The sequence below is a fragment of the Pseudomonas sp. 9.3L genome (genome assembly GCF_058536285.1).
On record NZ_JBZUBK010000001.1, the window covers coordinates 1,797,219 to 1,822,946 of the forward strand.

The window sequence follows — 25,728 nt, forward strand, 5'->3', positions numbered from 1 at the left end:
AAAACGGTATGCGCGGTTCATTTGAACGCCATGTTGGCAAGCCGGATCAAGCCATCAGGGTTAGGTACGAAGCCGGTCAGCTTGCTGCTCATGGCAATGATGCGTGGGTCGAAATACAGGTAACTGGTAGGCACGTCGCTGGCCAGCAAGCGCAAGGCTTGGAAATACAGGGCTTGACGCTGCCCCTGATCGTTGACAGTGCGTGCCTTGTTCAGCAGTTCGTCGAGCTTGGGGTCACAGAAGCGGCCATCGTTTTGTGCACCTTTGCAGGTCACGAACTGATGGATATCCCCGTCTGGGTCAGGCCGGCCGGACCAGGCACTCATGCCAATCTGGAAATTGCCGGCCTGTTGCTCGCTGAGCAAGGTGGCGTATTCAGTGGCGATCAGGTTGACCTTGAAGCCCGCTTCTTCGGTCATTGCCTGGATGATTTGCCCAACCTGCTGAGCGATGGGGTTGTTGGCAACTTTAAGGTCAATGCTAAGCGGTGGCTTGACCCCGGCTTGCGCCAGTAACTTCTTGCTCTGCTCGACATCGCGGGCGGGGATCGGCAAGGATTTGTCGTAGTAGGGGCTGCTGGTAGGGAAGGGTTGAGCACTGGGGGCGTACAAGCCTTCGAACACCACTTGGTTGATAGCGTCGCGGTCAATGGCCAGCTCGAACGCCTTGCGCACCCGGGCGTCCTGGCCCATGGGCGTCTTGGCCCGCTCGCCGTTACCCACGTTATACATCAGCTGCATATAGCCTAGCCCCGGCGTATTGAAGACCTGTACGTTGCGGTCGGCCTTGGCGGTCTTGACGTCGGTGGGGGCAACGCGCTCGATGATGTCCAGGTCGCCGGACCGCAGGTTGGCCAAGCGTACCGAGGTGTCTGGAATCGGCAAGAAAATCACCTTGTCGAAGTGATAGGCCTGTTTGTTCCAATAGTTATCGAAACGCTCCAGCACGATACGGTCCTGTTGTACCCGTTGCACGAACTTGTAAGGCCCCGAACATACCGGCTTGGAGGCCACATCGGTAGCCGAGGCCTTGGGCGCCAGCATCATCCCGGCACGGTCGGACAGCTGCGAGATCAGTGTCGCATCGGGTTGTTTGACCTTGATCGCCACGGTCTTGGGATCGACCACGTCCACGCTCTCCACCGAGGCCAGCTCGCTCTTGCGCAGTGAATCGGGCAACGTGCGTGCGCGGTCGAGGTTGAACTTCACTGCCGCAGCGTCGAAGGCCTCGCCATCATGGAAGGTCACGCCTTCACGCAGGGTCATGGTCAGGGTTTTGCCGTCCTCGCTCCAGGTCCACGCCGTGGCCAGTTGCGGCAGGTATTCAAGCTGCGGGCTGACGTCGACCAGCTTGTCGCACAGGGCGGTGTACACCAGGCGGCCTGAGTAGGTGCGCGAGCGGTGCGGGTCAAGCACGTCCGGGTCATCCTGAATGCCGATGCGTAGCGTGGTCTCGGCGATGGCGGCGTTCGCGGCCAGCAGCAGGAGCGTTCCTGTCATCAGGTGGGCGACTTTCATGGCTGACTCTCCAAGGCTAGGGCTTGATGGCGTTTGAATAGGTTGAGGCGTTGGGTATAGGCCGCGCTCGGCGTCGGTACGATCAGCGCATCGCCGCCGGCGTTGGCGATCTCACGCCAGAAATGGCAGGCAACCGAGCGCTCGGCTGGCTGCCCGTCTACCGGCTCTGTGCTCACTCGCTCGAACAGGGGTTTAACCTCCCGGCACAAGGCACGCGCATGAGGGCAACGGGTATGGAAACGGCACCCTGACGGAGGTTGGCTAGGGCTTGGCATGTCCCCACCAAGCACGGGCCGAAGATGGCGCAGGTCGGGGTGGCTTACTGGCACGGCGGCCATCAGTGCTTGTGTGTAAGGGTGCAAAGGCGTCTCGAACAGCGCATTGACCGGCGCCAGTTCGACAATTTCGCCCAGGTACATCACCGCCACCCGGTCGCTCATGTGGCGGATGACCGCCAGGCCGTGTGCCACGATCACCAGGGTGAGGCCAAACTGGTGTTTGAGGTCTTCCAGCAGGTTGACCACTTGCGCTTGCACCGAGACGTCCAGCGCCGACACCGGTTCATCGCCCAGAATCAACCGCGGCTCCGAAGCCAGGGCGCGGGCGATGCCGATGCGCTGGCGCTGGCCCCCGGAGAACTCATGGGGGTAGCGGCCGCCATGCTCCGGCGCCAGGCCGACGGTCCGTAACAGCTCGGCCACCCGGTCCTGGCGCGCGCTGCGGCTGTCGTCGCGGTGCAGCCAGATAGGTTCGCCGATGATCGCCTCAACGCTCATGCGTGGGTTGAGCGAGGCGAACGGGTCTTGAAAGATGATCTGTAGGTCCCGGCGTACCTGGCGCAGTTTTTCTGGTGCCAGGTTGCCTAGGTTGCGGCCTTCATAGATCACATCGCCGGCAGTAGGTTTGAGCAGGTTGAGCAGTAGCCTGCCCAGCGTCGACTTGCCTGAGCCTGATTCGCCTACCAGCGCCAGCGTCTCGCCGCGGCGAACGGCGAGAGACACCTCGTTTACGGCTTGCACGGGGGGCTTTTTGCGCTGAAGAAAGCCGCGTTCGGTACCAAAATGCTTACTGACGGCAATGCTTTCAAGGATGGGCTTCGAGCTGTCCATAGCAGGCTGGATGGCGCGGTCAGACGGGTTCATGCGCTGGCTCCCACGTGATGTTCAAGCGGCGCCCGGATGCACGCGGCGTGATGCCCCGGCGACACTTCGAGCAACGGCGGTCGTGCTTCTCGGCAGGCACTGATTACGAACGGGCATCGCCCGGCGAAGCGGCAGCCACTAGGCATCTCAGCGGGGGTGGGCACACGCCCGTGGATCGTCGCCAGGCGGCCCTCACGAGGCCCAATCGACGGCATCGAGCCCATCAGCCCAATGGTGTAAGGGTGTTGAGGATCATCGAACAGCGCCTTGACCGAGCCGCTTTCAACCACCTGCCCGGCGTACATCACCATTACCTGATCGGCCACTTCGGCCACTACGCCCAGGTCGTGGGTGATGAGGATCATCGAAGTGCCCGTTTCGGCCTGGAGCGTGCCTGCAAGGGCAAGGATCTGCGCCTGGATGGTCACGTCCAGCGCGGTGGTGGGCTCATCGGCAATAATCAGTGTCGGGTCATTGGCCAAGGCCATGGCAATCATTGCCCGTTGACGCATGCCACCTGACAGCTCGTGGGGGTAAGCGTCCAGGCGCTGCGCTGCATCGGGCACGCGCACTTTTTCCAGCATTTCCAAAGCACGTGCGCGAGCAGCCGCTTTGCTCAGGCCCTGATGACGCATGACGCTTTCGGCAATTTGCTCGCCAATGCTGAACACCGGGTTCAGGGACGTCATAGGCTCTTGGAAGATCATCGCCATACGGTTGCCGCGAACGCTTAGCAGCCGCTCTGCCGACATCCCTAGCAAAGATTCATCGAGCAGGCTGGACGCGCTGGCACTCACCTGCGCGGTCTCGGGAAGCAGGCCCATCAGCGCCATGGAGGTCACGCTTTTGCCACACCCTGACTCGCCGACGATGGCCAGGGTTTGCCCGGGCTGTACGGAGAACGATACGCCGTCGACGACATTCGCCGGTGCGCCTTTGAACCGTACACTGAGGTCGCTCACGCTTAAAACCGGCCGCTGGGGAGTAGGGGGGTGCTGGCTCATGCGCTGGCCTCCAGGTCTTGGTGAATAACGTTGTCGAGCGCGTGTTGCAGTGCGCGCAAATGCCCGCGCATCGCTGCGGCGGCCTTGACCGGGTCGCGTTGCTCGATGGCCTGCATGATGTCGTCGTGGTCGTGGCTGTAGGTGCTCAGGCGGTCGGTATTGCGCGCCCGCTGGCGCAGGTGGCGCCATGCAGGGTCAAGGCGAATCGCATCGAGCATTTCAAAGATGTCCAGTAACAACCGATTACCTGCCGCCTCGGCGATGGCACGGTGCAGCGCGCTGTCCCAGAGCTCCAGGCTGTCGGGGTCTACCTGGGCCGCCCCTTGCTGGCCTGTGGTGCGCTCGGTCAGGCGGCGCAAAATGGCCATCTGTTCACCACTGGCCCGCACGGCGGCGAGCGACGCCAGGGCGGGCTCCAGGTGAAGGCGAGCTTCCATCACTTCACTGAAATTGGTGCGGCTCAATAGCTTGGCAAAGCTCATCGCTGCGCTGGGTGGAGTTGGCCCGACGAAGGTACCTTTACCTTGCCGGCGCCAAATCTGCCCTTCGGCTTCCAGCACCGCCAGGGCGCGGCGTACCGCCCGCCGACTAACCGAAAAGGTCGCTGCCAGCTCACGCTCGGTCGGCAGTGGTCGCTCAGGGGCCGCTGCATGCTGAGCCACCATCTGGCGTAGCGCATCCAGCGCCCACCGGGAGGTGGTATCCGCCAGGGTGTCAGTCTCGAACCGTTCCATTGTCCCTCTCGCCACGCACTTATGCTCTAGGGCCATGCAGGGCTACGCCTGCGGGCAATCATGCAAGGGAGGTAGCAATACGGATGCCAATTACAATTGGTCCGGGTAATCAATAGCCAGTGACCGCCATGCAGTGGGCAGGAATGGGTAATGCGCTGGGCCAATGGATGATTGGTCCGATCAGGATCCAACTGTCTTGATGGATTGGTTCGCGCACAGGTGAACCAATTTCAGCGGCTGTGGCACTGTGTTTGTGCACGCCACCACTAGTGCCCCCTTTATGCACCCCAACCGCGCATCTGTTTAAACCTTGTCAAGCCCTGCTGCTGGTGGCACCCACGCTGAAGTGGCATCATCTTTCACGTTTTTGATTATTTATCAGTAGGAAACGCGGTGTGAATACACGAGTTCTCTGTATAGGAGCGCTACTGGCCTTGGCTGGCTGCGCCACGGCGCCTTCGCCCGATGAGCAGTTGCAGCTGACCGAGCAGGCCATTGAGCAGGCCCGCGCGGTGGGTGCCCTTGATACTGTTTCGCCGTTGGCCGAAGCCTTGAATAAAACCGCGCAGGGTCGGGCAGACATGGCAAGCCAATATAATAAGGCCGCCCGCATGGCGCTTGAGCAGGCCGAACTGGACGCTCGCCTGGCCGAAGCCAACGAGCTGACCCGCAAGACCCATGAGCAACTGGCCCAGATGAAGGGGCGTATTCAGCGTTTACATAAGCAGTTGGGAGACACGCAATGAGGGGTGCGCGCACCTGCCTGGCCTTGTTGGCCAGTACCGGTTTGGCCGTAGGGGTGTCGGGCTGTGCCAGTCATGCCACCGACGATGCCTTGGCCCAGGCGTCGGCTCGTTTTCAGAGCGTGCGAGAGGACACTCAAGTCCTTCGCTTTGCGCCAAAGGATGTGATCCGCGCGGGCGAGTCTCTGTCGCGGGCGGAGCGCTTGTCGGGCTACTGGGGGGCTAACGAGGACGTGCTTCATTACGCATACTTGAGCAGCCGTTATAGCGACATCGCTCAGGCGCACAGTGAAGCAGGGGTCAATCAAGAAGCCCTTCAGCGTCAAGCGTTGGAACGGGAGCGTCTTCAGTTGGCCCTGCGAGAGTCCAAGCTTGTCAGTGTGCAGCGTCAAGGCCAGTGGCTCGAAGAGCAGCTGCTGGCGCTAACCACTACCGATGCCGACCGTGGCCTTGTACTTACCCTAGGCGACGTGCTGTTCGACACCGGTGAGTCAGACCTCAAACCCTCGGCCAACCGTACGTTGCTCAAGCTCGTGCAGTTTTTGCAGGTCAACCCTAAACGGCGTATCCGGATCGAGGGCTATACCGACAGTACCGGCGTGGCGGCCGATAACCTGAAGCTCTCCCGAGACCGCGCCCAGGCAGTGGCTGACCTGTTGGTTGACCTGGGGGTAGAAGAGCGGCGTGTTGGGGTAGAAGGCTATGGCGACCAATACCCGGTCGAGGCAAATGCCACCGAGCGGGGAAGGGCGTTGAACCGTCGAGTGGAAGTCGTGATCTCCGACCGCAACGGCGCGCTGGGTCAGGCACGTTGATAGCAGCTTCCCCTGCTGATACCGAGTGCTGGCAGCGCCCGGCGTTTGCTGGTCGCAATGATTAGCGCAGCGGGTTATTCTTCGGCAACTGAGCGAACTGTTCCCATACAGTTCTAAACTGTTACAGGGCCTCATTGCCGAAACGGTCGTGCCAATGACTAACGTGTTGCTGTATCAACGCATCGCCAAGCAATTGGCCGCCGATATTCAAAAGGGCGTCTACCAGCCTGGCGAGCGCGTGCCTTCGGTGCGCAAGATGAGCGCCCAGCTCAATGTAAGCCACGCTACTGTGCTGCAAGCCTACGCCAACCTAGAAGACCAGGGCCTGATCCGCGCGCGACCGCAGTCTGGTTACTACGTGCACCAAACCCCCGCGCTCACCGCGCCTACGCCCGATATCGCTCGGGTAGAGCGCCCGGGGTTAGTCACCCGCAGCAGTATTATCCAGCAGGTACTGGACGAATCTCGCCGCGATGGCGTATTCGCCCTGGGCGCTGCCGTACCCCACGTGGACTACTTGCCCGTGCGCGCGCTGCATCAGCAAATTGCCAAAGTAACGCGGTTCCAAAGCCCCCGAGCCTTTAGTTACATGTTCAGCCCTGGCTACGAGCCGCTACGCCGGCAGATTGCGATCCGCATGCGCGATGCTGGGGTCGTGGTGGATCCAGTTGACGTTGTCATTACCCACGGGTGTGTGGATGCGCTGCAAATGGCCCTTCGCGTGATCACTCGGCCCGGTGACCTGATCGCTGCAGAGTCACCCACGTATTACGGCTTGTTGCAATTGGCAGACTTGCTGGGGCTGAAGGTTATAGAAATCCCCAGTGACCCCGCTACCGGAATCAGCCTGGAGGCGCTTCAGTTGGCGGCCAATCAGTGGTCTATCAAGGCCTTGATGATGACGTCGCGGTTGAGCAACCCATTGGGGGGCGTGGTGCCGGAAGAGCGCCAAAAGCAATTGCTGCGCCTGGCCGGTGAGTTTGATATCCAAGTGATTGAAGATGATATTCACGGCGAGCTGATGTTTGACCAGGGCAAGCACAAGGCGCTCAAGGCCTATGACCGCCATGGTCAGGTACTGTATTGCTCAAGCTTCTCCAAGACCCTTTCACCTGGGGTGCGCATCGGCTGGATGCTGGCCGGTAAACACCAAGCCGAAATACAGCGGCTGCAAACATTCAGTACGCACTCTGCCTGCAGTGTCACGCAGATGGCGATCGCCAGTTACCTGGAAAACGGTGGCTACGACCGGCACCTGCGGCACATTCGTCAGGAGTATCGAAAAAACCTCAGTACGTATCAGTTGGCCGTGCAGCAGCATTTCCCGACCGGTACGCAGATGACTCGGCCGTTGGGCGGGTTCATTCTATGGGTAAGCCTGCCCGGGCGGGTCAATACCCAGGATCTGCATGTACGTGCATTGGAGCAAGGCATCAGCATTGCCCCCGGCATGATCTTCAGCAATACAGAGCAGTTCAACCATTGCATCAGGCTCAACTGTAGTATTCCGTGGAACCGGGAAGCGGAGAGGGCTCTGATGACGCTTGGGGTGCTGGCCACGCAGCTTTGCGAAGATGCGGGGAACGGTGCCTGGTATTAGCGAGTCTACTTTTTAGGCTGTTTCCCTCTTGTCAACCTGGCAAAGAGGGCAGAGCATAAAGTGTCTGACCGGGGCGGTGAGCTGTTATGAGGCGCTTGAAATCTACGCTGTACCTTCTCGTAATTTTATTGCCATGTTCGACGTTGTCGCCTACGGTCTTCGCTGCGCCTGAGCAGTACACACTGGGCGCTGAGGTTTCACCGCCCAGTACATTGCCTGCCGTGCCACCGGCTAAGCCAGTTAAGGGCAAGCCCACTGCCAAGCCCAAGGTCGAGGCAGGAGCCAAAAAGCCGAAGGTTAAAGCCGTGGCCTCCAGCACTGCGAGCAAGCGCGTAGGCAAGCCTGCATCCAAGAGTAAATCTCGCAAGAAGTCAGATGTGATCGCGACGGATCTTCCGCAAGCGAAGATCGACCTTACCTTGCCCAAAGACATGGTCAATCAGCTGCAAGCACCCGGGCAGCCTGCCCCTGCGCAGGCTATTGGCAAGGCCCCTCAGGCCGATGGCAAACCGCTATTGCCTGCGCTGTTTGCGCCTAAAGGCAGCGGGGAGCCCTTTGAGCTCAATGGGCGCTTGCTAACCAACGAAATGGACCTTCAGCTGCGAAGCGAAAACCGCCGCGATGTCGAAGGCGCGGCCGTGGACTTCAAATTCCGGCAATGATGGGTGCGCCTCCCTAACAGCCAGGTACGAGTATTCGGCAGTTTCAAACGCGCGTTTAGGACGGTAGTATCAGTGGGCTCCATCCAATCGCTTGCCCGCTGGGGGCCCCTGTCATGTTATGCCGTGCTGGTTGTGGTGCCTGTTGCATCGCCCCGTCTATTTCATCGTTCATTCCAGGCATGCCAGCGGGCAAGCCTGCAGGCGTTCGGTGTGTGCAGTTAGGGGGCGATAACCTCTGCCAGATCTTCGGCCACCCACAGCGGCCAGCCGTGTGTGGTTCATTTCAGGCCGAACTCGCGGTATGTGGGAACGATAACGCTGAGGCGATACGCATCCTCACATGGCTTGAGGGGGAGACCCGTGGCCAGGGCAGGTGACCCGTACCTGGCGAATAATAAGGAAACCCTATGAGAGCGATGTATCGAGTGGCTGCAGTGTGCGTACTGCCCTGGATCGCGGCGCAGGCAATGGCCGACAACTGGGAAGTCGCCAAAAGCGAGGGCGGCATCGAGGTCTCCCTGAGCAAAGTCCCAGGCTCTGACTACAAGGCCTATAAAGGGGTGGCTACGATTCACGCGAGCCTGGCAAAGCTACGCGTACTGCAAGAAGACGTGGCCGGTGCCTGCGCCTGGATTCATGAGTGCAAGTCGCAAAAGCTTCTCAAGCACGAAGGCACCTCGACCTGGACCTATTCACAGTTCAATACACCTTGGCCCGTCACCCCGCGAGATTCTGTGCTGGAGATCACCACGATGGAGGGCCCAGATGGAAGCATCACCCGCAAGCTCAAGGGGGTGCCTACCTACGTGCCTGAAGAGAAGGGGTTCGTGCGGGTGACCGAAGTGGACGGATTCTGGAAGTTGGAGCCCCAGGGGCCAGACACCACGCTCGTAACCTACCAGGTACACACGGAGCCCGGAGGCAGTGTGCCTTCGATGGTGGCGAACAAGTTTGTCGTAGATGCCCCCTTTTATACGCTCAAAAACTTGAAAGCGAAGGCAGAACAACCTTAACAAATGTACTGATTGCAACAAGGCCGCCCAAGTAGGCGGCCTTGTTGTAACTGAACCGATTAAGCCGTAAAGATTAACGGGTTTCGAGGTCTTTTACATCGCGTTGAGTTTCGCCGGTATACAACTGGCGAGGGCGACCAATCTTATAGGGGCTAGAAAGCATTTCTTTCCAATGAGAAATCCAGCCAACAGTTCGCGCCAGTGCAAAGATAACGGTGAACATGCTGGTAGGTATACCGATAGCCTTCAAGATGATGCCTGAATAGAAGTCTACGTTCGGATAGAGATTGCGTTCCTTGAAGTAGGGGTCGTTGCGAGCGATTTCATCAAGGCGCATGGCCAATTCCAACTGCGGGTCATTTTTAATCCCGAGTTCAGCCAATACTTCATCGCAGGTTTGCTTCATTACCGTGGCGCGTGGGTCGAAGTTTTTGTAAACCCGGTGCCCAAAGCCCATCAGCTTGAAGGGGTCATCCTTGTCCTTGGCTTTTGCGATGTACTGCTCGATGTTGGAAACGTCACCGATTTCATCCAGCATGGCCAGCACCGCTTCGTTGGCCCCGCCGTGGGCAGGGCCCCAGAGCGCTGCAATGCCGGCGGCGATGCAGGCGAACGGGTTGGCGCCTGAAGAGCCGGCCAAGCGCACGGTAGAGGTGGATGCGTTTTGCTCGTGGTCGGCGTGGAGGATGAAGATCCGGTCCATCGCGCGTGCCAGCACCGGGCTGATTGGTTTGATCTCGCACGGGGTGTTGAACATCATGTGCAGGAAGTTTTCAGCGTAGGAGAGGTCATTGCGCGGGTACATCATGGGCTGGCCCATGGAGTACTTGTAGACCATTGCCGCCAATGTCGGCATCTTGGCAACCAAGCGAATCGCGGAGATCTCCCGGTGTTGCGGGTTCTTGATGTCCAGGGAATCGTGGTAAAACGCCGACAGAGCGCCGACAACGCCGCACATGATCGCCATGGGGTGCGCGTCGCGACGGAAGCCGTTGAAGAAGGTCTTCAGCTGCTCGTGAACCATGGTGTGGTTTTTCACGTTGCTGACGAACTTTGCCTTTTGCTCGGCATTGGGCAGCTCGCCATTAAGCAGCAGGTAGCAGGTTTCGAGGTAGTCGGATTTTTCAGCCAGTTGCTCGATAGGATAACCGCGATGGAGCAGGATGCCCTGGTCGCCATCGATATAGGTAATCTTGGATTCGCACGAGGCGGTGGACATGAAGCCCGGGTCGAAGGTAAAGCGACCTGTGGTGGTCAGGCTTCGTACATCGATTACTTCGGGACCAACGGTGCCGGTTAAAATCGGCAGGTCTACGGGGGCTGCGCCCTCGATGATCAACTGCGCTTTTTTGTCAGCCATGTGGCCTCCTATTAATGCTTCAAATCATCAGACAGCCCCCCACGCAGGGCCCGCACCACTATAGTGTGATAAATCCTAAAGTCAATTTGCCAAAACCGACTGTACAGGCCACGTGGTAGCTGCATTTAGGGTTCTTTTCAGTGTCATTTACGCCTTTTGGCAGGGGGTTGCAATACAGTTTGCGGAACAGTCCTTTACGTTGTCATTAGTAGCCTAACTGTCTATACTTGGCGTCCGACCGTCAGGGGCTTTCGGGCCGTTCCGCTGTCGTCGTCACTCCCCGGGTGGTGAGTACCTGACCAGTACACTTCCCTACAACTTTTGCCCTGCTTGCTGGGGGCTCTTCAGTGTGAAAAAAGCCGTGAATAGCCAACGACCTGTAAACCTAGACCTAAGGACCATCAAACTCCCAGTCACTGCTTACACGTCCATTCTCCATCGCGTTTCTGGTGTCATTCTCTTTCTCGGTATTGCCGTGGCGTTGTACGCCTTGGGCAAGTCGCTGGGTTCCGAGGAAGGCTTCAGCGAGGTGAAGGCGTATCTGACCAGCCCGCTGGCCAAGCTCGTGATGTGGGGCCTACTTTCCGCTCTGCTTTATCATCTGGTGGCGGGCGTACGTCACTTGATCATGGACACTGGTGTAGGCGAGACGCTCGAGGGCGGCAAGCTGGGCTCCAAGATCGTCATCGTCGTTTCTGTAGTGCTGATCGTTCTGGCGGGAGTCTGGATATGGTAACCAATGTCACTAACCTGTCCCGTTCGGGTTTGTACGACTGGATGGCGCAGCGTGTTTCGGCCGTTGTGCTCGCGGTATATTTTCTGTTCCTGATCGGCTACCTGGTCGTGCACCCCGGCCTCGAATACGCCCAATGGCATGCTCTGTTCTCCAATAACTGGATGCGCATCTTCAGCCTGCTGTCCTTGGTCGCCCTGAGCGCTCACGCCTGGGTTGGCATGTGGACCATCTCTACCGACTACCTCACGCCCATGGCGCTGGGCAAGTCGGCGACTGTCGTGCGTTTCCTCTTCCAGGCGGTATGTGGCGTCGTGATGTTCGCCTATTTCGTCTGGGGTGTGCAGATTCTCTGGGGTATTTGATCCATGTCCAACATACGTACGCTCAATTACGACGCCATTATCATTGGTGGTGGCGGTGCCGGCATGCGCGCAGCCCTGCAACTGGCTCAGGGCGGCCATAAAACCGCCGTGGTCACCAAGGTGTTCCCAACCCGTTCCCACACCGTATCTGCCCAGGGTGGGATCACCTGCGCCATTGCCTCTGCAGACCCAAACGACGATTGGCGCTGGCACATGTACGACACTGTAAAGGGGTCGGACTACATCGGTGACCAGGACGCAATCGAATACATGTGTCAGGAAGGCCCGGCGGCCGTGTTCGAACTCGACCACATGGGCCTGCCGTTCTCGCGTACCGAGACCGGCCGCATTTACCAGCGCCCATTCGGTGGCCAGTCCAAGGACTTCGGCAAGGGTGGCCAGGCTGCACGTACATGCGCCGCTTCCGACCGTACAGGCCATGCACTACTTCACACCTTGTACCAAGGCAACCTCAAGGCAGGCACGACCTTCCTCAACGAGTGGTACGCCGTAGACCTTGTCAAGAATCAGGACGGTGCCTTCGTTGGTGTGATCGCCATTTGCATTGAGACTGGCGAGACTGTCTACATCCGCGCCAAGGCCACTGTATTGGCCACGGGTGGTGCAGGCCGCATCTATGCCTCTACCACCAACGCCTTGATCAATACGGGCGACGGCGTAGGCATGGCGTTGCGCGCTGGTGTGCCTGTACAAGACATCGAGATGTGGCAGTTCCACCCAACGGGCATTGCCGGGGCAGGTGTACTGGTTACCGAAGGGTGCCGCGGTGAAGGGGGCTACCTGATCAACAAGCATGGCGAGCGTTTCATGGAGCGTTATGCGCCCAACGCCAAAGACCTGGCCGGCCGTGACGTCGTGGCCCGTTCCATGGTGAAAGAAATCATTGCCGGCAACGGTTGTGGCCCTGACGGTGACCACGTGATGCTCAAGCTCGATCACCTGGGTGAAGAAGTGCTGCACAGCCGTCTGCCCGGCATCTGCGAACTCTCCAAGACCTTCGCTCACGTCGACCCCGTGGTTGCACCCGTGCCCGTCGTACCTACCTGCCACTACATGATGGGTGGCGTTGCGACCAACATTCATGGCCAGGCCATGACTCAGGACGCCAGTGGCGTGGACACCATCATCCCTGGCCTGTTCGCGGTGGGTGAGGTGGCCTGTGTGTCCGTGCACGGTGCAAACCGTCTGGGTGGCAACTCCTTGCTTGACCTCGTGGTATTCGGGCGTGCCGCAGGCTTGCACCTCGAAAAGGCCCTGAGCGACGGTATCGAATACCGCGATGCCAGCGGCACCGACGTCGAAGTGGCCCTGGCGCGCCTGAACGGCTTGAACGAGCGCACCAGCGGCGAAGATGTTGCTTCACTGCGCCGTGAGCTGCAGAACTGCATGCAGAACTACTTCGGTGTGTTCCGCACCGGTGAGTACATGCAGAAGGGTATTGCCCAACTGGCATCCCTGCGTGAACGAATTTCCAATGTGAAGATCAACGACAAGAGCCAGGGTTTCAACACTGCGCGTATCGAAGCGCTGGAGTTGCAGAACCTGCTGGAAGTCGCCGAGGCCACCGCTGTAGCAGCCGAGGTGCGCAAGGAGTCGCGTGGTGCCCATGCCCGCGAAGACTACGAAGACCGTGACGACGAGAACTGGCTGTGCCACACCCTGTACTTCCCGGGTGAGAAGCGTGTCGCCAAGCGTGCCGTGAACTTCGCGCCGAAAACCGTACCGACTTTCGAACCTAAAGTCCGGACCTACTAAGGGTGATGACCGCTATGTTGCAAGTCAGTGTTTATCGTTACAACCCGGACCAGGACGCCGCCCCCAAGATGGTCGACTTCCAAGTCGACACCGGCGGCAAGGACCTGATGGTGCTTGATGTGCTGGCACTGATCAAAGAGCAGGACGAAGGCTTCTCGTACCGTCGCTCGTGCCGTGAAGGCGTCTGTGGCTCCGATGGCATGAACATCAACGGCAAGAACGGCCTGGCCTGTATCACGCCACTGTCCGCTGCAGTCAAGGGCAACAAGCTAGTATTGCGCCCTTTGCCTGGTTTGCCAGTGATCCGTGACTTGGTCGTAGACATGAGCATCTTCTATAAGCAATACGAGAAGGTGAAGCCGTACTTGCAGAACGACACCCCGGCCCCAGCGATCGAGCGTTTGCAAACGCCGGAAGATCGGGAAAAACTCGACGGCTTGTACGAATGCATTCTGTGCGCGTGCTGCTCTACGTCGTGCCCTTCGTTCTGGTGGAACCCCGACAAGTTTCTCGGGCCCGCCGCGCTGTTACAGGCTTACCGTTTTCTGGCCGACAGCCGGGATACACGTACCAGCGAGCGCCTGGCGGCCATGGATGACCCCTTCAGCGTCTTCCGTTGCCGTGGAATCATGAACTGCGTGAGCGTCTGCCCCAAGGGTCTGAATCCTACGAAGGCAATCGGTCATGTACGTAACATGCTGCTCCAAAGCGGTATTTGATACACCTGATGCATGAGCAACGTCATGGCCTGGCACAGCAGTCGCCGGGCCTGACGACAACTTGAGCGGTGGCTCGCAAGGTCACAGCTTTTAATTTGAAGAAATGAGACCAGCAGGGGCATCCGGGCTGGTACCCGGGCTATCTGTGAGACCTTTGGTGGCTTGTGCAAGTCGCTGCACCGGACTTGTCCATGCTTTCCCTGGTTTGCGCTGATGGCGGCCCCTAACCGAGGGTGACCAAGCATGCAAGAAAGCGTGATGCAGCGCATGTGGGAAAGCGCCCACCTTTCAGGTGGTAACGCTGCCTATGTGGAAGAGCTCTATGAGCTTTACCTGCACGACCCTAACGCTGTGCCAGAAGAGTGGCGCACCTACTTCCAGAAGTTGCCCGCTGAAGGCAGCACCGCCCCCGACGTTTCGCACTCGACCGTCCGCGATCACTTCGTGTTGTTGGCCAAGAATCAGCGCCGTGCTCAGCCGGTGTCGGCTGGCAGCGTGAGCAGCGACCACGAAAAGAAGCAAGTTGAAGTGTTGCGCATGATTCATGCGTACCGGATGCAAGGCCACCAGGCGGCTCAGTTAGACCCTCTGGGCTTGTGGCAACGGCCCGCTCCGGCAGACCTGTCGATCAATCATTACGGCTTGACCAATGCCGACCTTGATACGACCTTCCGTACCGGCGACCTGTTCATCGGCAAGGAAGAAGCGAGCCTACGCGAGATTCAAGAAGCGTTACAGCTGACATATTGCCGCACCATTGGCGCCGAATTCACCCACATCGTCGATTCTGAACAGCGCGCCTGGTTCCAGCAGCGTCTAGAAAGCGTTCGTGGTCGCCCGGTGTATTCGCCCGAAGTGCAAAGCCATGTACTGGAGCGCGTTACGGCTGCCGAAGGCCTGGAAAAATACCTGGGCACCAAGTATCCAGGCACCAAGCGGTTCGGTCTGGAAGGTGGTGAAAGCCTCATTCCAATGCTTGACGAGATCATCCAGCGTTCCGGCTCCTACGGCGCCAAGGAGCTGGTGATCGGGATGGCCCACCGTGGTCGCCTCAACGTCTTGGTCAACACCTTTGGCAAGAACCCGCGTGACCTCTTCGATGAGTTTGAAGGCAAGAAAAAGGTCGAACTGGGCTCGGGTGACGTTAAGTATCACCAAGGCTTCTCCTCCAACGTCATGACGTCTGGCGGCGAAGTACACTTGGCGCTGGCGTTCAACCCGTCGCACCTTGAAATCGTCTCACCGGTAGTCGAGGGTTCGGTACGTGCCCGCCAGGATCGTCGAAATGACGCCAGCGGCGATAAGGTTGTCCCTGTGTCCATTCACGGTGACGCAGCCTTTGCAGCCCAGGGCGTGGTACTTGAAACCTTCCAGATGTCACAAACCCGCGGCTTCAAAACCGGCGGCACCGTTCACATCGTCATCAACAACCAGGTAGGCTTCACTATCAGCAACGTTGCCGATGCGCGCTCGACCGAGTATTGCACCGACGTCGCCAAGATGATTCAGGCGCCTATCCTGCACGTGAACGGCGATGACCCGGAAGCGGTGTTGTTCGTGACGCAGTTGGCCATCGATTACCGCATGCAGTACAAGCGTGACGTGGTCATCGACCTGGTGTGCTACCGTCGTCGCGGCCACAACGAAGCGGATGAGCCGAGCGGCACCCAACCGTTGATGTATCAGCAGATCGCCAAGCAGCGCACGACCCGTGAGCTGTATGCCGAGCGTCTGGTTCAAAGCGGCGCGTTGACGGCCGATGTGGCCCAGTCCCAGATCGATGAGTACCGCAGCGCGCTGGATAACGGGCTGCATGTGGTCAAGAGCCTGGTCAAAGAGCCTAATAAAGAGCTGTTTGTAGATTGGCGCCCTTATCTGGGCCATGCCTGGACTGCCCGGCACGACACGCGTTTCGACCTCAAAACGCTGCAAGAGCTGTCGTCCAAGCTGCTCCAGATCCCTGAAGGGCTAGTGGTTCAGCGTCAGGTGCAGAAGATCTACGAGGATCGCCAGAAGATGCAGGCCGGTGGCTTGCCGATCAACTGGGGCTACGCCGAAACCATGGCCTATGCCACTTTACTGTTCGAAGGCCATCCTGTGCGCATGACCGGCCAGGACATTGGCCGTGGCACGTTCTCACACCGCCACGCCGTGCTGCACAACCAGAAGGACGCCAACAGCTACGTGCCGATGCGTCATTTGTTTGCAGGCCAGCCTAGCTTTGAGCTGTACGATTCCTTGCTGTCCGAGGAAGCGGTTCTGGCGTTCGAATACGGCTACGCAACCACCTCGCCAAACTCACTGGTGATTTGGGAAGCGCAGTTCGGCGACTTCGCCAACGGTGCCCAAGTTGTCATTGACCAATTCATTACCAGTGGCGAAAACAAGTGGGGCCGCCTCTGCGCGCTCACCATGTTGCTGCCGCATGGTTATGAAGGGCAGGGGCCAGAGCACTCGTCTGCGCGCCTGGAGCGCTATCTGCAGTTGTGCGCCGAGCACAATATTCAGGTGTGCGTACCGACCACGCCGGCTCAGATCTACCACTTGCTGCGTCGTCAGGTCATTCGACCACTGCGCAAGCCTTTGATCGTGCTCACCCCTAAATCCCTGCTGCGTCACAAGCTGGCGGTTTCGACCCTTGAGGACTTGTCTGAGGGTTCATTCCAGACAGTGATTCCCGAGGTGGACAACCTTGATCCTGCGAAGGTAACGCGCTTGGTGCTGTGCAGCGGCAAGGTGTATTACGACCTGTTGGAAAAACGCCGTGCAGATGGCCGTGATGACACGATCATCCTGCGTCTTGAGCAACTGTATCCGTTCCCTGACACCGATTTGGCCGAGATTCTCGCGCCTTATACGAATCTGCGTAACGTGGTCTGGTGCCAGGAAGAGCCTATGAACCAAGGGGCTTGGTACAGCAGTCAGCATCATATGCGTCGTCTTATCGGCAATCACAACGCGTCGCTGGTATTGGAATACGCCGGCCGCGAGGCATCCGCCGCGCCAGCGTGTGGCTATGCCTCCATGCACGCCGAGCAGCAGGAAAACCTGTTGCGTGATGCCTTCACTGTCTAATGCCACCGCGTACTGAACCGAATTAAGGAACCACTGATAATGGCTATCGAGATCAAAGCCCCCACCTTCCCGGAATCGGTTGCAGACGGTACCGTTGCCACCTGGCATAAAAAGCCGGGCGATGCCGTCAAGCGCGACGAGTTGATCGTCGACATCGAGACTGACAAGGTCGTACTGGAAGTGTTGGCCACCGCCGACGGCGTGCTGGGCGCCATCGTGAAGAACGAAGGCGACACGGTTCTGTCCGACGAGTTGCTGGGCTCCATCGAAGCAGGCGGCGCTGCACCTGCTGCTGCGCCAACCACTGCAGCACCGGCGTCCGCTTCGGCCACCGTCGCGGCAGCCGCTGCCGAACCCGCCAGTGCGGACGAAGACGCCATGGGCGGCCCGGCTGCTCGTAAGCTGGCTGAAGAGAACGGCATTGCCCTGAACACTATCAAAGGGACCGGTAAAGACGGCCGCATTACCAAAGAAGACGTCGTTGCGGCGGTCGAAGCCAAGAAGAATGCACCGGCTCAGGCGCCTGCCGCCAAGCCTGCAACGCCGGCCGCACCGGTCACTGCTGGCGCTGGCGACCGCGTAGAAAAACGCGTTCCTATGACCCGCCTGCGTGCCAAGGTTGCAGAGCGCCTGGTCGAAGCCCAGTCAAGCATGGCGATGTTGACCACCTTCAACGAAGTTGACATGACCGAAGTCATGGCCCTGCGCTCCAAGTACAAGGACCTCTTTGAGAAGAGCCACAACGGTGTGCGTTTGGGCTTCATGTCCTTCTTCGTGAAGGCAGCTACCGAAGCCCTGAAGCGCTTCCCGGCCGTGAACGCCTCTATCGACGGCTCCGACATTGTCTACCACGGTTATGCCGATGTAGGCGTTGCTGTGTCCAGCGACCGCGGTTTGGTCGTGCCTGTGCTGCGCAATGCCGAGCAAATGAGCCTGGCCGAGATCGAGAATGGCATCGCGACCTTTGGTAAAAAGGCTCGTGACGGTAAGCTGTCGATCGAAGAGATGACCGGTGGTACCTTCACTATCACCAATGGCGGTACGTTCGGCTCGATGATGTCGACGCCTATTGTCAACCCGCCTCAGGCTGCCATCTTGGGTATGCACAACATTCTTCAGCGGCCCATGGCAATCAATGGGCAGGTTGTGATTCGCCCCATGATGTACCTGGCACTGTCTTATGACCACCGCCTGATCGATGGCAAGGAAGCAGTGACTTTCCTGGTCACGATCAAGAACCTGCTGGAAGACCCGGCTCGTCTGTTGCTCGACATTTAAATCGCCAGCTTCGAGCCATGAGGGGAACGCCCAGTGACGCTGCACATGCATTGTCGCTGGGCGTTCCGTCAAAGCCTTGTGGTTTGACGCGTGAAGCTAAGGAATTCTTATGACTCAGAAATTCGACGTCGTTGTAATTGGCGCTGGCCCTGGCGGCTATGTGGCTGCCATCAAGGCCGCTCAGCTTGGTCTGAAAACCGCCTGTATCGAGAAATACCAGAGCGAAGAAGGCAAAACCGCCCTGGGTGGCACCTGTCTGAACGTTGGCTGCATCCCGTCCAAGGCCCTGCTGGATAGTTCGTGGAAATTCCATGAGGCCGAGCATGGCTTCAAGGCCCATGGTATCAATCACTCCGGCATGACCATGGATGTTCCCGCCATGGTAGGCCGCAAAGCCCAGATCGTGAAGAACCTCACCTCTGGCGTTGCAACGCTGTTCAAGGCCAACGGCGTTACGCTGCTCGAAGGTCATGGCAAGTTGCTGGCTGGCCGTAAAGTTGAAGTCACCGGCAAGGATGGCAATGTCGAGCTGGTCGAAGCGGACAACGTGATCCTGGCTTCCGGGTCGCGCCCGATCGACATCCCGCCCGCGCCAGTGGACCAGAAGGTAATTGTCGATTCGACCGGTGCGCTTGAGTTTCAAAGTGTACCCAAGCGTCTGGGTGTGATTGGCGCTGGCGTGATCGGCCTGGAGCTGGGCTCGGTATGGGCTCGCCTGGGCGCTGAAGTGACCGTGCTCGAAGCACTGGAAAAATTCTTGCCGGCTGCTGACGAAGCGGTTTCCAAGGAGGCCTATAAAACCTTCACCAAGCAGGGCCTGACCATTCGTATGGGCGCCCGCGTGACCGGCTCCAAGGTCAATGGTGAAGAAGTCGAAGTGACCTTCACTGACGCCAATGGCGAACAGAAAATCGTGTTCGACAAGCTGATCGTTGCCGTCGGCCGTCGCCCTGTGACCACCGACCTGCTGGCCTCCGATTGTGGCGTGGACATCGACGAGCGCGGCTTTATCTTCGTCGATGACTACTGCGCTACCAGCGTGCCAGGTGTCTACGCCATTGGGGACGTGGTCCGTGGCCTGATGCTGGCGCACAAGGCTTCGGAAGAAGGCATCATGGTGGTAGAGCGCATCAAGGGCCATAAGGCCACGATGAGCTACGACCTCATTCCTTCGGTTATTTACACCCACCCGGAGATCGCATGGGTCGGTAAAACCGAACAAACCCTCAAGGCCGAAGGCGTGGAAGTGAACGTGGGTACCTTCCCGTTTGCGGCCAGCGGCCGTGCGATGGCCGCCAACGACACCGGCGGTTTCGTCAAAGTGATCGCCGATGCCAAGACCGACCGTGTGCTGGGCGTCCATGTGATTGGCCCAAGCGCTGCCGAACTGGTACAGCAGGGCGCGATCGGTATGGAATTCGGCACCAGCGCTGAAGACCTCGGCATGATGGTGTTCTCGCACCCTACACTGTCCGAGGCGCTGCACGAAGCTGCCTTGGCGGTGAATGGCGGCGCCATTCATATCGCCAACCGCAAGAAGCGTTAATAACAAGAAACCACGGCGTGCTGCCCGTCGTTCGTTCAACACCGAGCGAACCGCGGAACGCATGTCGGACTCGACACCCAGCCTCTGGCGAGGGTAGTAGTCACAGGTGGCGCGGCACTCTGCGAGCGCAGCGCCGAAAGTGCAGTACCTAACGAAGACGGTAGAAAGCATGAACCTTCACGAGTATCAGGGTAAGCAGCTGTTCGCTGAATACGGCCTGCCAGTATCCCAAGGCTTTGCGGTAGACACCCCGGAAGCCGCTGCAGAAGCGTGCGACAAGATTGGCGGCACCGAATGGGTGGTCAAAGCCCAGGTCCATGCCGGTGGCCGTGGTAAGGCTGGCGGCGTCAAGCTGGTCAAGAGCCGTGAAGACGCTAAGGCGTTCGCGGCACAGTGGCTGGGCAAGCGCCTGGTTACCTATCAAACCGATGCCAATGGTCAGCCAGTGACCAAGATCCTGGTAGAGTCGTGCACCGACATCGCCAAGGAGCTGTACCTGGGCGCAGTCGTGGACCGCTCCAGCCGTCGCATCGTGTTCATGGCCTCCACCGAAGGCGGCGTGGATATCGAGAAAATCGCTCATGACACCCCTGAGAAAATCCTCAAAGCCACTATCGATCCTCTGGTAGGCGCTCAGCCATTCCAGGGCCGTGAGCTGGCGTTCCAGCTGGGTCTGGAAGGTAAGCAGGTGTCTCAGTTCGCCAAGATCTTCACAGGCTTGGCTAAATTGTTCCAGGACCACGACCTGGCACTGCTGGAAGTGAACCCGCTGGTTATCAAGGCGGACGGCGACCTGCACTGCCTGGATGCCAAGATCAACATCGACGCCAACGCCATGTACCGTCAGCCTAAGCTCAAGACGTTCCATGACCCGTCCCAGGACGATCCGCGTGAAGCGCATGCCGCCAAGTTCGAACTGAACTACGTTGCCCTCGAAGGCAACATCGGCTGCATGGTCAACGGTGCTGGCCTGGCCATGGGTACCATGGACATTGTCAACCTGCATGGCGGCAAGCCAGCCAACTTCCTCGACGTGGGCGGCGGTGCCACTAAAGAGCGCGTCACTGAAGCCTTCAAGATCATTTTGTCGGACTCCAACGTCGCGGCCGTATTGGTTAACATCTTCGGCGGTATCGTGCGCTGCGACATGATTGCAGAAGGCATCATTGGCGCAGTGAAGGAAGTGGGCGTGAAGATCCCGGTCGTCGTTCGCCTTGAAGGCAACAACGCTGAACTGGGTGCCAAAGTGCTCGCAGAAAGTGGTTTGAACATCATCGCGGCTACCAGCCTGACCGACGCTGCTCAACAAGTCGTCAAAGCCGCGGAGGGCAAGTAATGAGCGTCCTGATCAATAAAGATACCAAGGTCATCTGCCAGGGCTTCACTGGCTCGCAGGGTACCTTCCACTCCGAGCAGGCTATTGCCTACGGCACCAAGATGGTGGGTGGCGTGACTCCCGGCAAGGGCGGCACGACTCACCTCAACCTGCCGGTGTTCAACACCGTCAAGGAAGCGGTCGAAGCTACAGGCGCCGAAGCCTCTGTGATCTACGTGCCGGCTCCGTTCTGCAAGGATTCCATCCTTGAAGCGGCCTTTGGTGGCATCAAGCTGATCGTGTGCATCACCGAAGGTATCCCTACCCTCGACATGCTGGACGCCAAGGTCAAGTGCGACGAATTGGGTGTACGCCTGATCGGCCCTAACTGCCCAGGTGTGATCACGCCCGGCGAATGCAAGATCGGCATCATGCCCGGTCACATTCACTTGCCAGGCAAGGTCGGTATCGTGTCGCGTTCCGGCACGCTCACCTACGAAGCCGTCAAGCAGACCACCGACGCAGGCTTCGGCCAGTCCACTTGCGTAGGCATCGGCGGTGACCCGATCCCAGGCTCGACCTTCATCGACATTTTGAAGTTGTTCCAGGAAGATCCGAAGACTGAGGCGATCGTAATGATCGGCGAAATCGGCGGCTCGGCTGAAGAAGAAGCAGCTGCTTACATCAAGGCCAACGTGACCAAGCCTGTAGTGTCCTACATCGCAGGCGTGACCGCGCCACCTGGCAAGCGCATGGGCCATGCCGGTGCGATCATCTCCGGCGGTAAGGGCACTGCGGACGAGAAGTTCGCGGCACTGCAGGACGCGGGCGTTAAAACCGTTCGCTCCCTGGCTGACATCGGCAAGGCACTGGCTGAGCTGCCCGGCTGGGCTGTGAAGTAATTCACCGCTGCGCTACACGCAGAGGCCACCTTCGGGTGGCCTTTGTTTTTGTGGGAAGGTCAATCGTATAGACTGGCCGCCACCGGCTGGCAAACTCAGCCGACGTATCAGTAAGTAATAAGAGAGTAGCTATGGGCGCACAGTGGAAAGCTAAGCACAGAGAAGCAGCGGCCAATGCCAAAGGGCGGATTTTCGGCAAGCTGGCCAAGGAGATTCAAATCGCGGCGCGCAATGGTGCCGACCCTGACATGAACCCCCGCCTGCGCTTGGCCGTAGAGCAGGCGAAAAAAGCCTCTATGACCCGTGAAACCCTGGAACGCGCGATCAATAAGGGTGCAGGGTTGAGTGGTGAGGTGGTCAACTACACCTTGGTCAAATACGAAGGTTTTGCGCCGCACCAAGTGCCGGTGATCGTTGAGTGCCTTACCGACAACGTCAAGCGTACAGTTGCAGAGATCAGGGTACTGTTTCGCAAGGGGCAGTTGGGCGCCGAGGGCTCGGTGTCTTGGGACTTCAACCACTGTGGCATGATCGAAGCCGCGCCAAAAAAAGAAGGCCTGGACCCAGAAGAAGCCGCCATCGAGGCCGGCGCTGAGGACTGCGAGCCTGCCGAGGAGGGCGCTACCTTGTTCATCACCGCGCCTGCCGACCTTGATGCCGTACAGAAAGCATTGCCCGAACAAGGGTTCGAGGTGCTGTCAGCCAAAATCGGCTACATGCCTAAAAACCCCGTCGGCCTCAGCGACGAAACGCAGTTGGCTGAGGTGGAGGCCTTCCTGGACGCTATCGATGGCCATGATGACGTCCAGAACGTTTATGTGGGCTTGAAAGGCTAACGCGCTGCCAACGCCGCCAGTAGGTCCACGAACCGTGGCCGGGCGGCCGGTACTGGCTGCTGACACGCTTCGCTCAGCTGCTTCCACGCTGAAGGCGCCAGCGCACAGCGTGAGTGGATTTCTTCCAGCAGGATCCCGAAGGCCCGTACTTCGATTGCCTCAAGGGCCAGCGCTTGTGGGCTGTCATCTGGTCGATAAGCGCTGGCTGCACCGAAATCGCTCAGTAGCGTGTGACCGTCGTGGCGCACCATCAGGTTGTGCCCATACAGGTCGCCATGCAAGATGCCCCGCTGGTGCAGATGCGTGGCAGCCTGCGCCACGCTGTAGAGCAGCCTGCGCGCTGGCTCCAGGTGAAAGAGCGCGCCTGCGTCGTATTGGTCTCGCGTACAACTGCTCAGGCTCGGCGGGTGAGCGAGACGCTGGTATGCCGGAGGCACTACGTCCATTACCAGGCCAGGCAACCCCGACGGGTGCCCCTCCAAGGGCGCCCGCAAGGGCACCAGATTCGCATGGCGGCCCGCTTGTACAGACGCCGCAATCTCGTCGTAGGGTGAGCCATCGCTGGTGCGAGACCCCTTGAACACCTTGACGGCTACCTGCTCGTTTTCATAGGCCGCACGGTACACCGTGCCTGATGCGCCTTCACCCAAGGTTGCCCCTACAGTCAGATCTGACCAGCGAATGGCAGCGTGGCGAGGCAGGCTATCAAGGCGCAGGTGTGGGTGTAATGGGTTGCCTGCGTACGCAAGCCAGGCCAGTCGAGGCAAGTTGAACAGCCAGGACGGCAGCGTGTCCAGGGTGTTGGAGGCGATGCGCAACAGCTCCAGCGCCGTGCATTCAGCCAAACCCGGCGGCAAGGTACGCAAGTGATTCCCTGCCAGCATCAGCTTTTGCAGCCGGGGAAAACGGTCAAAAGCCTCAGGTAACTGGCTGATGCGGTTATCCGTCAGTATCAGCCAGCGCAGCGTGCCCGGCAGCGCTTCCAGTGGGACAGTCGTGATGTGACAGCCTTTAAAGCCGATCATTTCCAGTGCCGGACATTCGCCCAATACCGTAGGCAGCAGGGTAAACGGGTTCAAGGAGCAGAACACCACGTTCAACCGTGTTAGTTGGGGCAGCCAGGCGGGCAAGGCCACCAACTGGTTGTCGCTGAGGTTGAGTACTTCGAGCGTATCGGCCAGGCTAAGCACTTCAGGCGGCACGTGATCGAGGTGCAGCCCGTTCAGGTCCAGGCGAGTGGCGCCGGCCAATTTTCCCGCTCTAAGTGCGTCCAAGGTATTCAGATGCCGCCTCCTATCGCCTGATTGAGCACATCACGGGTAGGCGCGCCCAGGGTACTGACCATTGCGTAGTTGTAGGTAGGGTCTGACCAGTAATCCGCTTCAAGCTCACCGTCACGGCGTGAGCCACGGGGTAGCAGGTGATAGCCGGGGCCAGGGGGGCGCACATAGAAACTGGCACGCTGCCCGTTTGTACTTTCGTACACCACCATCGCGGCTGGGCCTTGGTCAGTGCTGAGCAGGCGGGCACTGCGTGGGCGGAACCCTGCAGCGGCCAAGTCTGGCAAGCGCTGGGCGCTGCGGAAGTAGCGGTCCAGCCAGGCTTGAAGCTCGGTACTGTCGTTGGACGAATAGTCTGCAGGCAGAGTGCCTTGTGCTGCGAACAGGCGGTAAGCCTGCAAGGCGTCAGTCATGGGCGCGGCCGCCAGAGTCTGACCAGGGCCTCGGGCTTGCCAGCCGCCCCATGCGCCAACACCAACCGCCATCATCAAAACGGCCGCTTGAGCCAGGCGTCGTGTTCGACGATGGCGCAGGGCGCGCTGCACCTGGGTAGGGTCCAGGTTAGGGTTGGGCGCCTGCTGCAAGGCCCCGCTCCAGGCTGCACGCAGCTGGTGGGCGTCTTGTTGCCAGGCCCATACCTGTGCCTTCACGTCGGGGTGCGCTTCGAGCCAGGCCTCCAGGCGTAGCCGGTCTTCCAAGCTCAGGTGCAAATCGATGTAGGCGTGCAGGTCGTCATCGGACGGGGGCAGAACGATCATTTCAACATCCGCAAGGTAGGGCGGGTAATCTCGCCTTCGGTCAAGTGATGAAGCGCTTTGCGGGCGCGGGACAGGCGTGACATAACCGTGCCGATGGGTACCCCCAGCATGTCCGCTGCCTGCTGGTAGGTCAGGCCTTCGACGGTAATGGCAAACAGCAAGGCTCGCTGTTCTGGCTTCAATAGGTCGAACGCGCTCAAGGCCGCCTGCGCAACCACCGTACGCTCCGCAGAGGGCAGTGCCTCCTCCTTGCCACTGAAGAATTCAAGCATACGGGCATACCGCTTGGCACTGCGGTGGCTGTCCACGAAGCGCCGATACAAGATCGCGAATAACCAGGCCCGCAGGTCGCCTTCGGCGCGTTTGGTGGTCCATCGGCTCAGCGCGCGCTCAAGGGTTGCCTGCACCAGGTCATCGGCGTTAGTGCTGTCACGCGTAAGTGACAAGGCAAACCGTCGGAGTCTGGGCAGCACATCGCGCAATTGTTCGTTCAGGTCGGCCATAGGATCAGTGTCGTTGCTAGAACTTGCTGGACGCTGACCAGCGCAGTTTATT

The 25,728-nt window shown here is 59.2% G+C and carries 24 protein-coding genes; 16 read left to right on the forward strand and 8 right to left on the reverse strand.

Annotation, left to right across the window (positions count from 1 at the left end; all coding sequences use genetic code 11):
- Positions 1–17: 17 nt before the first annotated feature.
- The 4 genes from AC4LE2_RS08140 to AC4LE2_RS08155 are packed head-to-tail and all read right to left on the reverse strand — an operon-like array spanning position 18 to position 4,397.
- On the reverse strand, positions 18–1,517 hold the full coding sequence (locus AC4LE2_RS08140) for an ABC transporter substrate-binding protein (RefSeq protein ID WP_491825272.1): 1,500 nt from the start codon (positions 1,515–1,517) through the stop codon (positions 18–20).
- On the reverse strand, positions 1,514–2,659 hold the full coding sequence (locus AC4LE2_RS08145; RefSeq protein WP_491825273.1) for an ABC transporter ATP-binding protein: 1,146 nt from the start codon (positions 2,657–2,659) through the stop codon (positions 1,514–1,516). Before AC4LE2_RS08145 ends, AC4LE2_RS08140 begins: the two co-directional genes overlap by 4 nt.
- The gene (locus AC4LE2_RS08150) at positions 2,656–3,663 is read right to left on the reverse strand and encodes an ABC transporter ATP-binding protein (RefSeq protein ID WP_491825274.1); all 1,008 of its coding nucleotides are present in this window, start codon (positions 3,661–3,663) and stop codon (positions 2,656–2,658) included. Before AC4LE2_RS08150 ends, AC4LE2_RS08145 begins: the two co-directional genes overlap by 4 nt.
- Entirely contained in the window at positions 3,660–4,397 is a 738-nt protein-coding gene (locus AC4LE2_RS08155) for a FadR/GntR family transcriptional regulator (RefSeq protein WP_491825275.1), read from the reverse strand. The genes AC4LE2_RS08150 and AC4LE2_RS08155 overlap by 4 nt, the downstream gene beginning before the upstream one ends.
- Before the next feature lie 395 nt (positions 4,398–4,792).
- On the opposite strand from AC4LE2_RS08155, the gene AC4LE2_RS08160 reads away from it, so the two are divergent.
- From AC4LE2_RS08160 to AC4LE2_RS08185, 6 genes are all read left to right on the forward strand, one after another.
- The gene (locus AC4LE2_RS08160) at positions 4,793–5,143 is read left to right on the forward strand and encodes a DUF4398 domain-containing protein (RefSeq protein ID WP_491825276.1); all 351 of its coding nucleotides are present in this window, start codon (positions 4,793–4,795) and stop codon (positions 5,141–5,143) included.
- Entirely contained in the window at positions 5,140–5,955 is an 816-nt protein-coding gene (locus AC4LE2_RS08165; protein ID WP_491825277.1) for an OmpA family protein, read from the forward strand. The genes AC4LE2_RS08160 and AC4LE2_RS08165 overlap by 4 nt, the downstream gene beginning before the upstream one ends.
- A gap of 154 nt (positions 5,956–6,109) precedes the next feature.
- Complete coding sequence (locus AC4LE2_RS08170; RefSeq protein WP_491825278.1) at positions 6,110–7,555, forward strand: aminotransferase-like domain-containing protein; 1,446 nt, start codon at positions 6,110–6,112, stop codon at positions 7,553–7,555.
- Positions 7,556–7,641: 86 nt separating this feature from the next.
- Entirely contained in the window at positions 7,642–8,217 is a 576-nt protein-coding gene (locus AC4LE2_RS08175; RefSeq protein WP_491825279.1) for a translation initiation factor 2, read from the forward strand.
- Positions 8,218–8,330: 113 nt separating this feature from the next.
- Complete coding sequence (locus AC4LE2_RS08180; RefSeq protein ID WP_491825280.1) at positions 8,331–8,594, forward strand: YkgJ family cysteine cluster protein; 264 nt, start codon at positions 8,331–8,333, stop codon at positions 8,592–8,594.
- A gap of 30 nt (positions 8,595–8,624) precedes the next feature.
- Entirely contained in the window at positions 8,625–9,230 is a 606-nt protein-coding gene (locus tag AC4LE2_RS08185; protein ID WP_491825281.1) for an START domain-containing protein, read from the forward strand.
- A gap of 73 nt (positions 9,231–9,303) precedes the next feature.
- Here AC4LE2_RS08185 and gltA read toward each other — a convergent pair whose 3' ends face one another.
- Positions 9,304–10,590: a citrate synthase gene (gene gltA / locus AC4LE2_RS08190; RefSeq protein WP_491825282.1), complete on the reverse strand. Its 1,287-nt coding sequence runs from the start codon at positions 10,588–10,590 to the stop codon at positions 9,304–9,306.
- 349 nt (positions 10,591–10,939) lie between these two features.
- Here gltA and sdhC point away from each other — a divergent pair, with 349 nt between their 5' ends.
- The 10 genes from sdhC (at position 10,940) to AC4LE2_RS08240 (ending at position 23,135) form a co-directional block, all read left to right on the forward strand.
- Entirely contained in the window at positions 10,940–11,326 is a 387-nt protein-coding gene (sdhC, locus tag AC4LE2_RS08195; protein ID WP_491825283.1) for a succinate dehydrogenase, cytochrome b556 subunit, read from the forward strand.
- The gene (gene sdhD, locus AC4LE2_RS08200) at positions 11,320–11,688 is read left to right on the forward strand and encodes a succinate dehydrogenase, hydrophobic membrane anchor protein (protein WP_491825284.1); all 369 of its coding nucleotides are present in this window, start codon (positions 11,320–11,322) and stop codon (positions 11,686–11,688) included. The genes sdhC and sdhD overlap by 7 nt, the downstream gene beginning before the upstream one ends.
- A 3-nt stretch (positions 11,689–11,691) precedes the next feature.
- A complete protein-coding gene (gene sdhA / locus AC4LE2_RS08205) occupies positions 11,692–13,464 on the forward strand; it encodes a succinate dehydrogenase flavoprotein subunit (protein ID WP_491825285.1) in 1,773 nt (590 codons plus the stop codon).
- Positions 13,465–13,478: 14 nt separating this feature from the next.
- A complete protein-coding gene (locus AC4LE2_RS08210; protein ID WP_491828089.1) occupies positions 13,479–14,183 on the forward strand; it encodes a succinate dehydrogenase iron-sulfur subunit in 705 nt (234 codons plus the stop codon).
- 243 nt (positions 14,184–14,426) lie between these two features.
- Positions 14,427–17,258: a 2-oxoglutarate dehydrogenase E1 component gene (locus AC4LE2_RS08215; RefSeq protein ID WP_491825286.1), complete on the forward strand. Its 2,832-nt coding sequence runs from the start codon at positions 14,427–14,429 to the stop codon at positions 17,256–17,258.
- Between the two features lie 39 nt (positions 17,259–17,297).
- Positions 17,298–18,536 (forward strand): 2-oxoglutarate dehydrogenase complex dihydrolipoyllysine-residue succinyltransferase, encoded by a 1,239-nt coding sequence (odhB, locus tag AC4LE2_RS08220; RefSeq protein ID WP_491825287.1) that lies wholly within the window; start codon positions 17,298–17,300, stop codon positions 18,534–18,536.
- Between the two features lie 109 nt (positions 18,537–18,645).
- Positions 18,646–20,082, forward strand: coding sequence for a dihydrolipoyl dehydrogenase (gene lpdA / locus AC4LE2_RS08225; protein ID WP_491825288.1), 1,437 nt, complete (start codon positions 18,646–18,648; stop codon positions 20,080–20,082).
- Positions 20,083–20,251: 169 nt separating this feature from the next.
- Positions 20,252–21,418, forward strand: coding sequence for an ADP-forming succinate--CoA ligase subunit beta (gene sucC, locus AC4LE2_RS08230; protein WP_491825289.1), 1,167 nt, complete (start codon positions 20,252–20,254; stop codon positions 21,416–21,418).
- Positions 21,418–22,299, forward strand: coding sequence for a succinate--CoA ligase subunit alpha (gene sucD / locus AC4LE2_RS08235; protein ID WP_491825290.1), 882 nt, complete (start codon positions 21,418–21,420; stop codon positions 22,297–22,299). Before sucC ends, sucD begins: the two co-directional genes overlap by 1 nt.
- A 131-nt stretch (positions 22,300–22,430) precedes the next feature.
- Positions 22,431–23,135 (forward strand): YebC/PmpR family DNA-binding transcriptional regulator, encoded by a 705-nt coding sequence (locus tag AC4LE2_RS08240; protein ID WP_491825291.1) that lies wholly within the window; start codon positions 22,431–22,433, stop codon positions 23,133–23,135.
- Here AC4LE2_RS08240 and AC4LE2_RS08245 read toward each other — a convergent pair.
- From AC4LE2_RS08245 to AC4LE2_RS08255, 3 genes are read right to left on the reverse strand one after another with little or no spacing between them, the layout of a single operon-like run.
- Positions 23,132–24,418 (reverse strand): leucine-rich repeat-containing protein kinase family protein, encoded by a 1,287-nt coding sequence (locus AC4LE2_RS08245; RefSeq protein WP_491828090.1) that lies wholly within the window; start codon positions 24,416–24,418, stop codon positions 23,132–23,134. The genes AC4LE2_RS08240 and AC4LE2_RS08245 overlap by 4 nt on opposite strands.
- Positions 24,415–25,173, reverse strand: a complete 759-nt coding sequence (locus tag AC4LE2_RS08250; RefSeq protein ID WP_491825292.1) for an anti-sigma factor family protein — start codon at positions 25,171–25,173, stop codon at positions 24,415–24,417. Before AC4LE2_RS08250 ends, AC4LE2_RS08245 begins: the two co-directional genes overlap by 4 nt.
- Positions 25,170–25,676 carry a sigma-70 family RNA polymerase sigma factor gene (locus AC4LE2_RS08255; RefSeq protein ID WP_491825293.1) on the reverse strand — a complete coding sequence of 169 codons (507 nt, stop codon included), beginning with the start codon at positions 25,674–25,676 and terminating at the stop codon, positions 25,170–25,172. The genes AC4LE2_RS08250 and AC4LE2_RS08255 overlap by 4 nt, the downstream gene beginning before the upstream one ends.
- Between the last annotated feature and the right edge of the window lie 52 nt (positions 25,677–25,728).

Bases quoted from the DNA above. Each gene is read 5' to 3' on its own strand.
- AC4LE2_RS08140 (WP_491825272.1), bottom strand. From the start codon at position 1,517: ATGAAAGTCGCCCACCTGATGACAGGAACGCTCCTGCTGCTGGCCGCG.
- AC4LE2_RS08145 (WP_491825273.1), bottom strand. From the start codon at position 2,659: ATGAACCCGTCTGACCGCGCCATCCAGCCTGCTATGGACAGCTCGAAG.
- AC4LE2_RS08150 (WP_491825274.1), bottom strand. From the start codon at position 3,663: ATGAGCCAGCACCCCCCTACTCCCCAGCGGCCGGTTTTAAGCGTGAGC.
- AC4LE2_RS08155 (WP_491825275.1), bottom strand. From the start codon at position 4,397: ATGGAACGGTTCGAGACTGACACCCTGGCGGATACCACCTCCCGGTGG.
- AC4LE2_RS08165 (WP_491825277.1), top strand. From the start codon at position 5,140: ATGAGGGGTGCGCGCACCTGCCTGGCCTTGTTGGCCAGTACCGGTTTG.
- AC4LE2_RS08170 (WP_491825278.1), top strand. From the start codon at position 6,110: ATGACTAACGTGTTGCTGTATCAACGCATCGCCAAGCAATTGGCCGCC.
- AC4LE2_RS08175 (WP_491825279.1), top strand. From the start codon at position 7,642: ATGAGGCGCTTGAAATCTACGCTGTACCTTCTCGTAATTTTATTGCCA.
- AC4LE2_RS08180 (WP_491825280.1), top strand. From the start codon at position 8,331: ATGTTATGCCGTGCTGGTTGTGGTGCCTGTTGCATCGCCCCGTCTATT.
- AC4LE2_RS08185 (WP_491825281.1), top strand. From the start codon at position 8,625: ATGAGAGCGATGTATCGAGTGGCTGCAGTGTGCGTACTGCCCTGGATC.
- gltA (WP_491825282.1), bottom strand. From the start codon at position 10,590: ATGGCTGACAAAAAAGCGCAGTTGATCATCGAGGGCGCAGCCCCCGTA.
- sdhD (WP_491825284.1), top strand. From the start codon at position 11,320: ATGGTAACCAATGTCACTAACCTGTCCCGTTCGGGTTTGTACGACTGG.
- sdhA (WP_491825285.1), top strand. From the start codon at position 11,692: ATGTCCAACATACGTACGCTCAATTACGACGCCATTATCATTGGTGGT.
- AC4LE2_RS08210 (WP_491828089.1), top strand. From the start codon at position 13,479: ATGTTGCAAGTCAGTGTTTATCGTTACAACCCGGACCAGGACGCCGCC.
- AC4LE2_RS08215 (WP_491825286.1), top strand. From the start codon at position 14,427: ATGCAAGAAAGCGTGATGCAGCGCATGTGGGAAAGCGCCCACCTTTCA.
- odhB (WP_491825287.1), top strand. From the start codon at position 17,298: ATGGCTATCGAGATCAAAGCCCCCACCTTCCCGGAATCGGTTGCAGAC.
- lpdA (WP_491825288.1), top strand. From the start codon at position 18,646: ATGACTCAGAAATTCGACGTCGTTGTAATTGGCGCTGGCCCTGGCGGC.
- sucC (WP_491825289.1), top strand. From the start codon at position 20,252: ATGAACCTTCACGAGTATCAGGGTAAGCAGCTGTTCGCTGAATACGGC.
- sucD (WP_491825290.1), top strand. From the start codon at position 21,418: ATGAGCGTCCTGATCAATAAAGATACCAAGGTCATCTGCCAGGGCTTC.
- AC4LE2_RS08240 (WP_491825291.1), top strand. From the start codon at position 22,431: ATGGGCGCACAGTGGAAAGCTAAGCACAGAGAAGCAGCGGCCAATGCC.
- AC4LE2_RS08250 (WP_491825292.1), bottom strand. From the start codon at position 25,173: ATGATCGTTCTGCCCCCGTCCGATGACGACCTGCACGCCTACATCGAT.
- AC4LE2_RS08255 (WP_491825293.1), bottom strand. From the start codon at position 25,676: ATGGCCGACCTGAACGAACAATTGCGCGATGTGCTGCCCAGACTCCGA.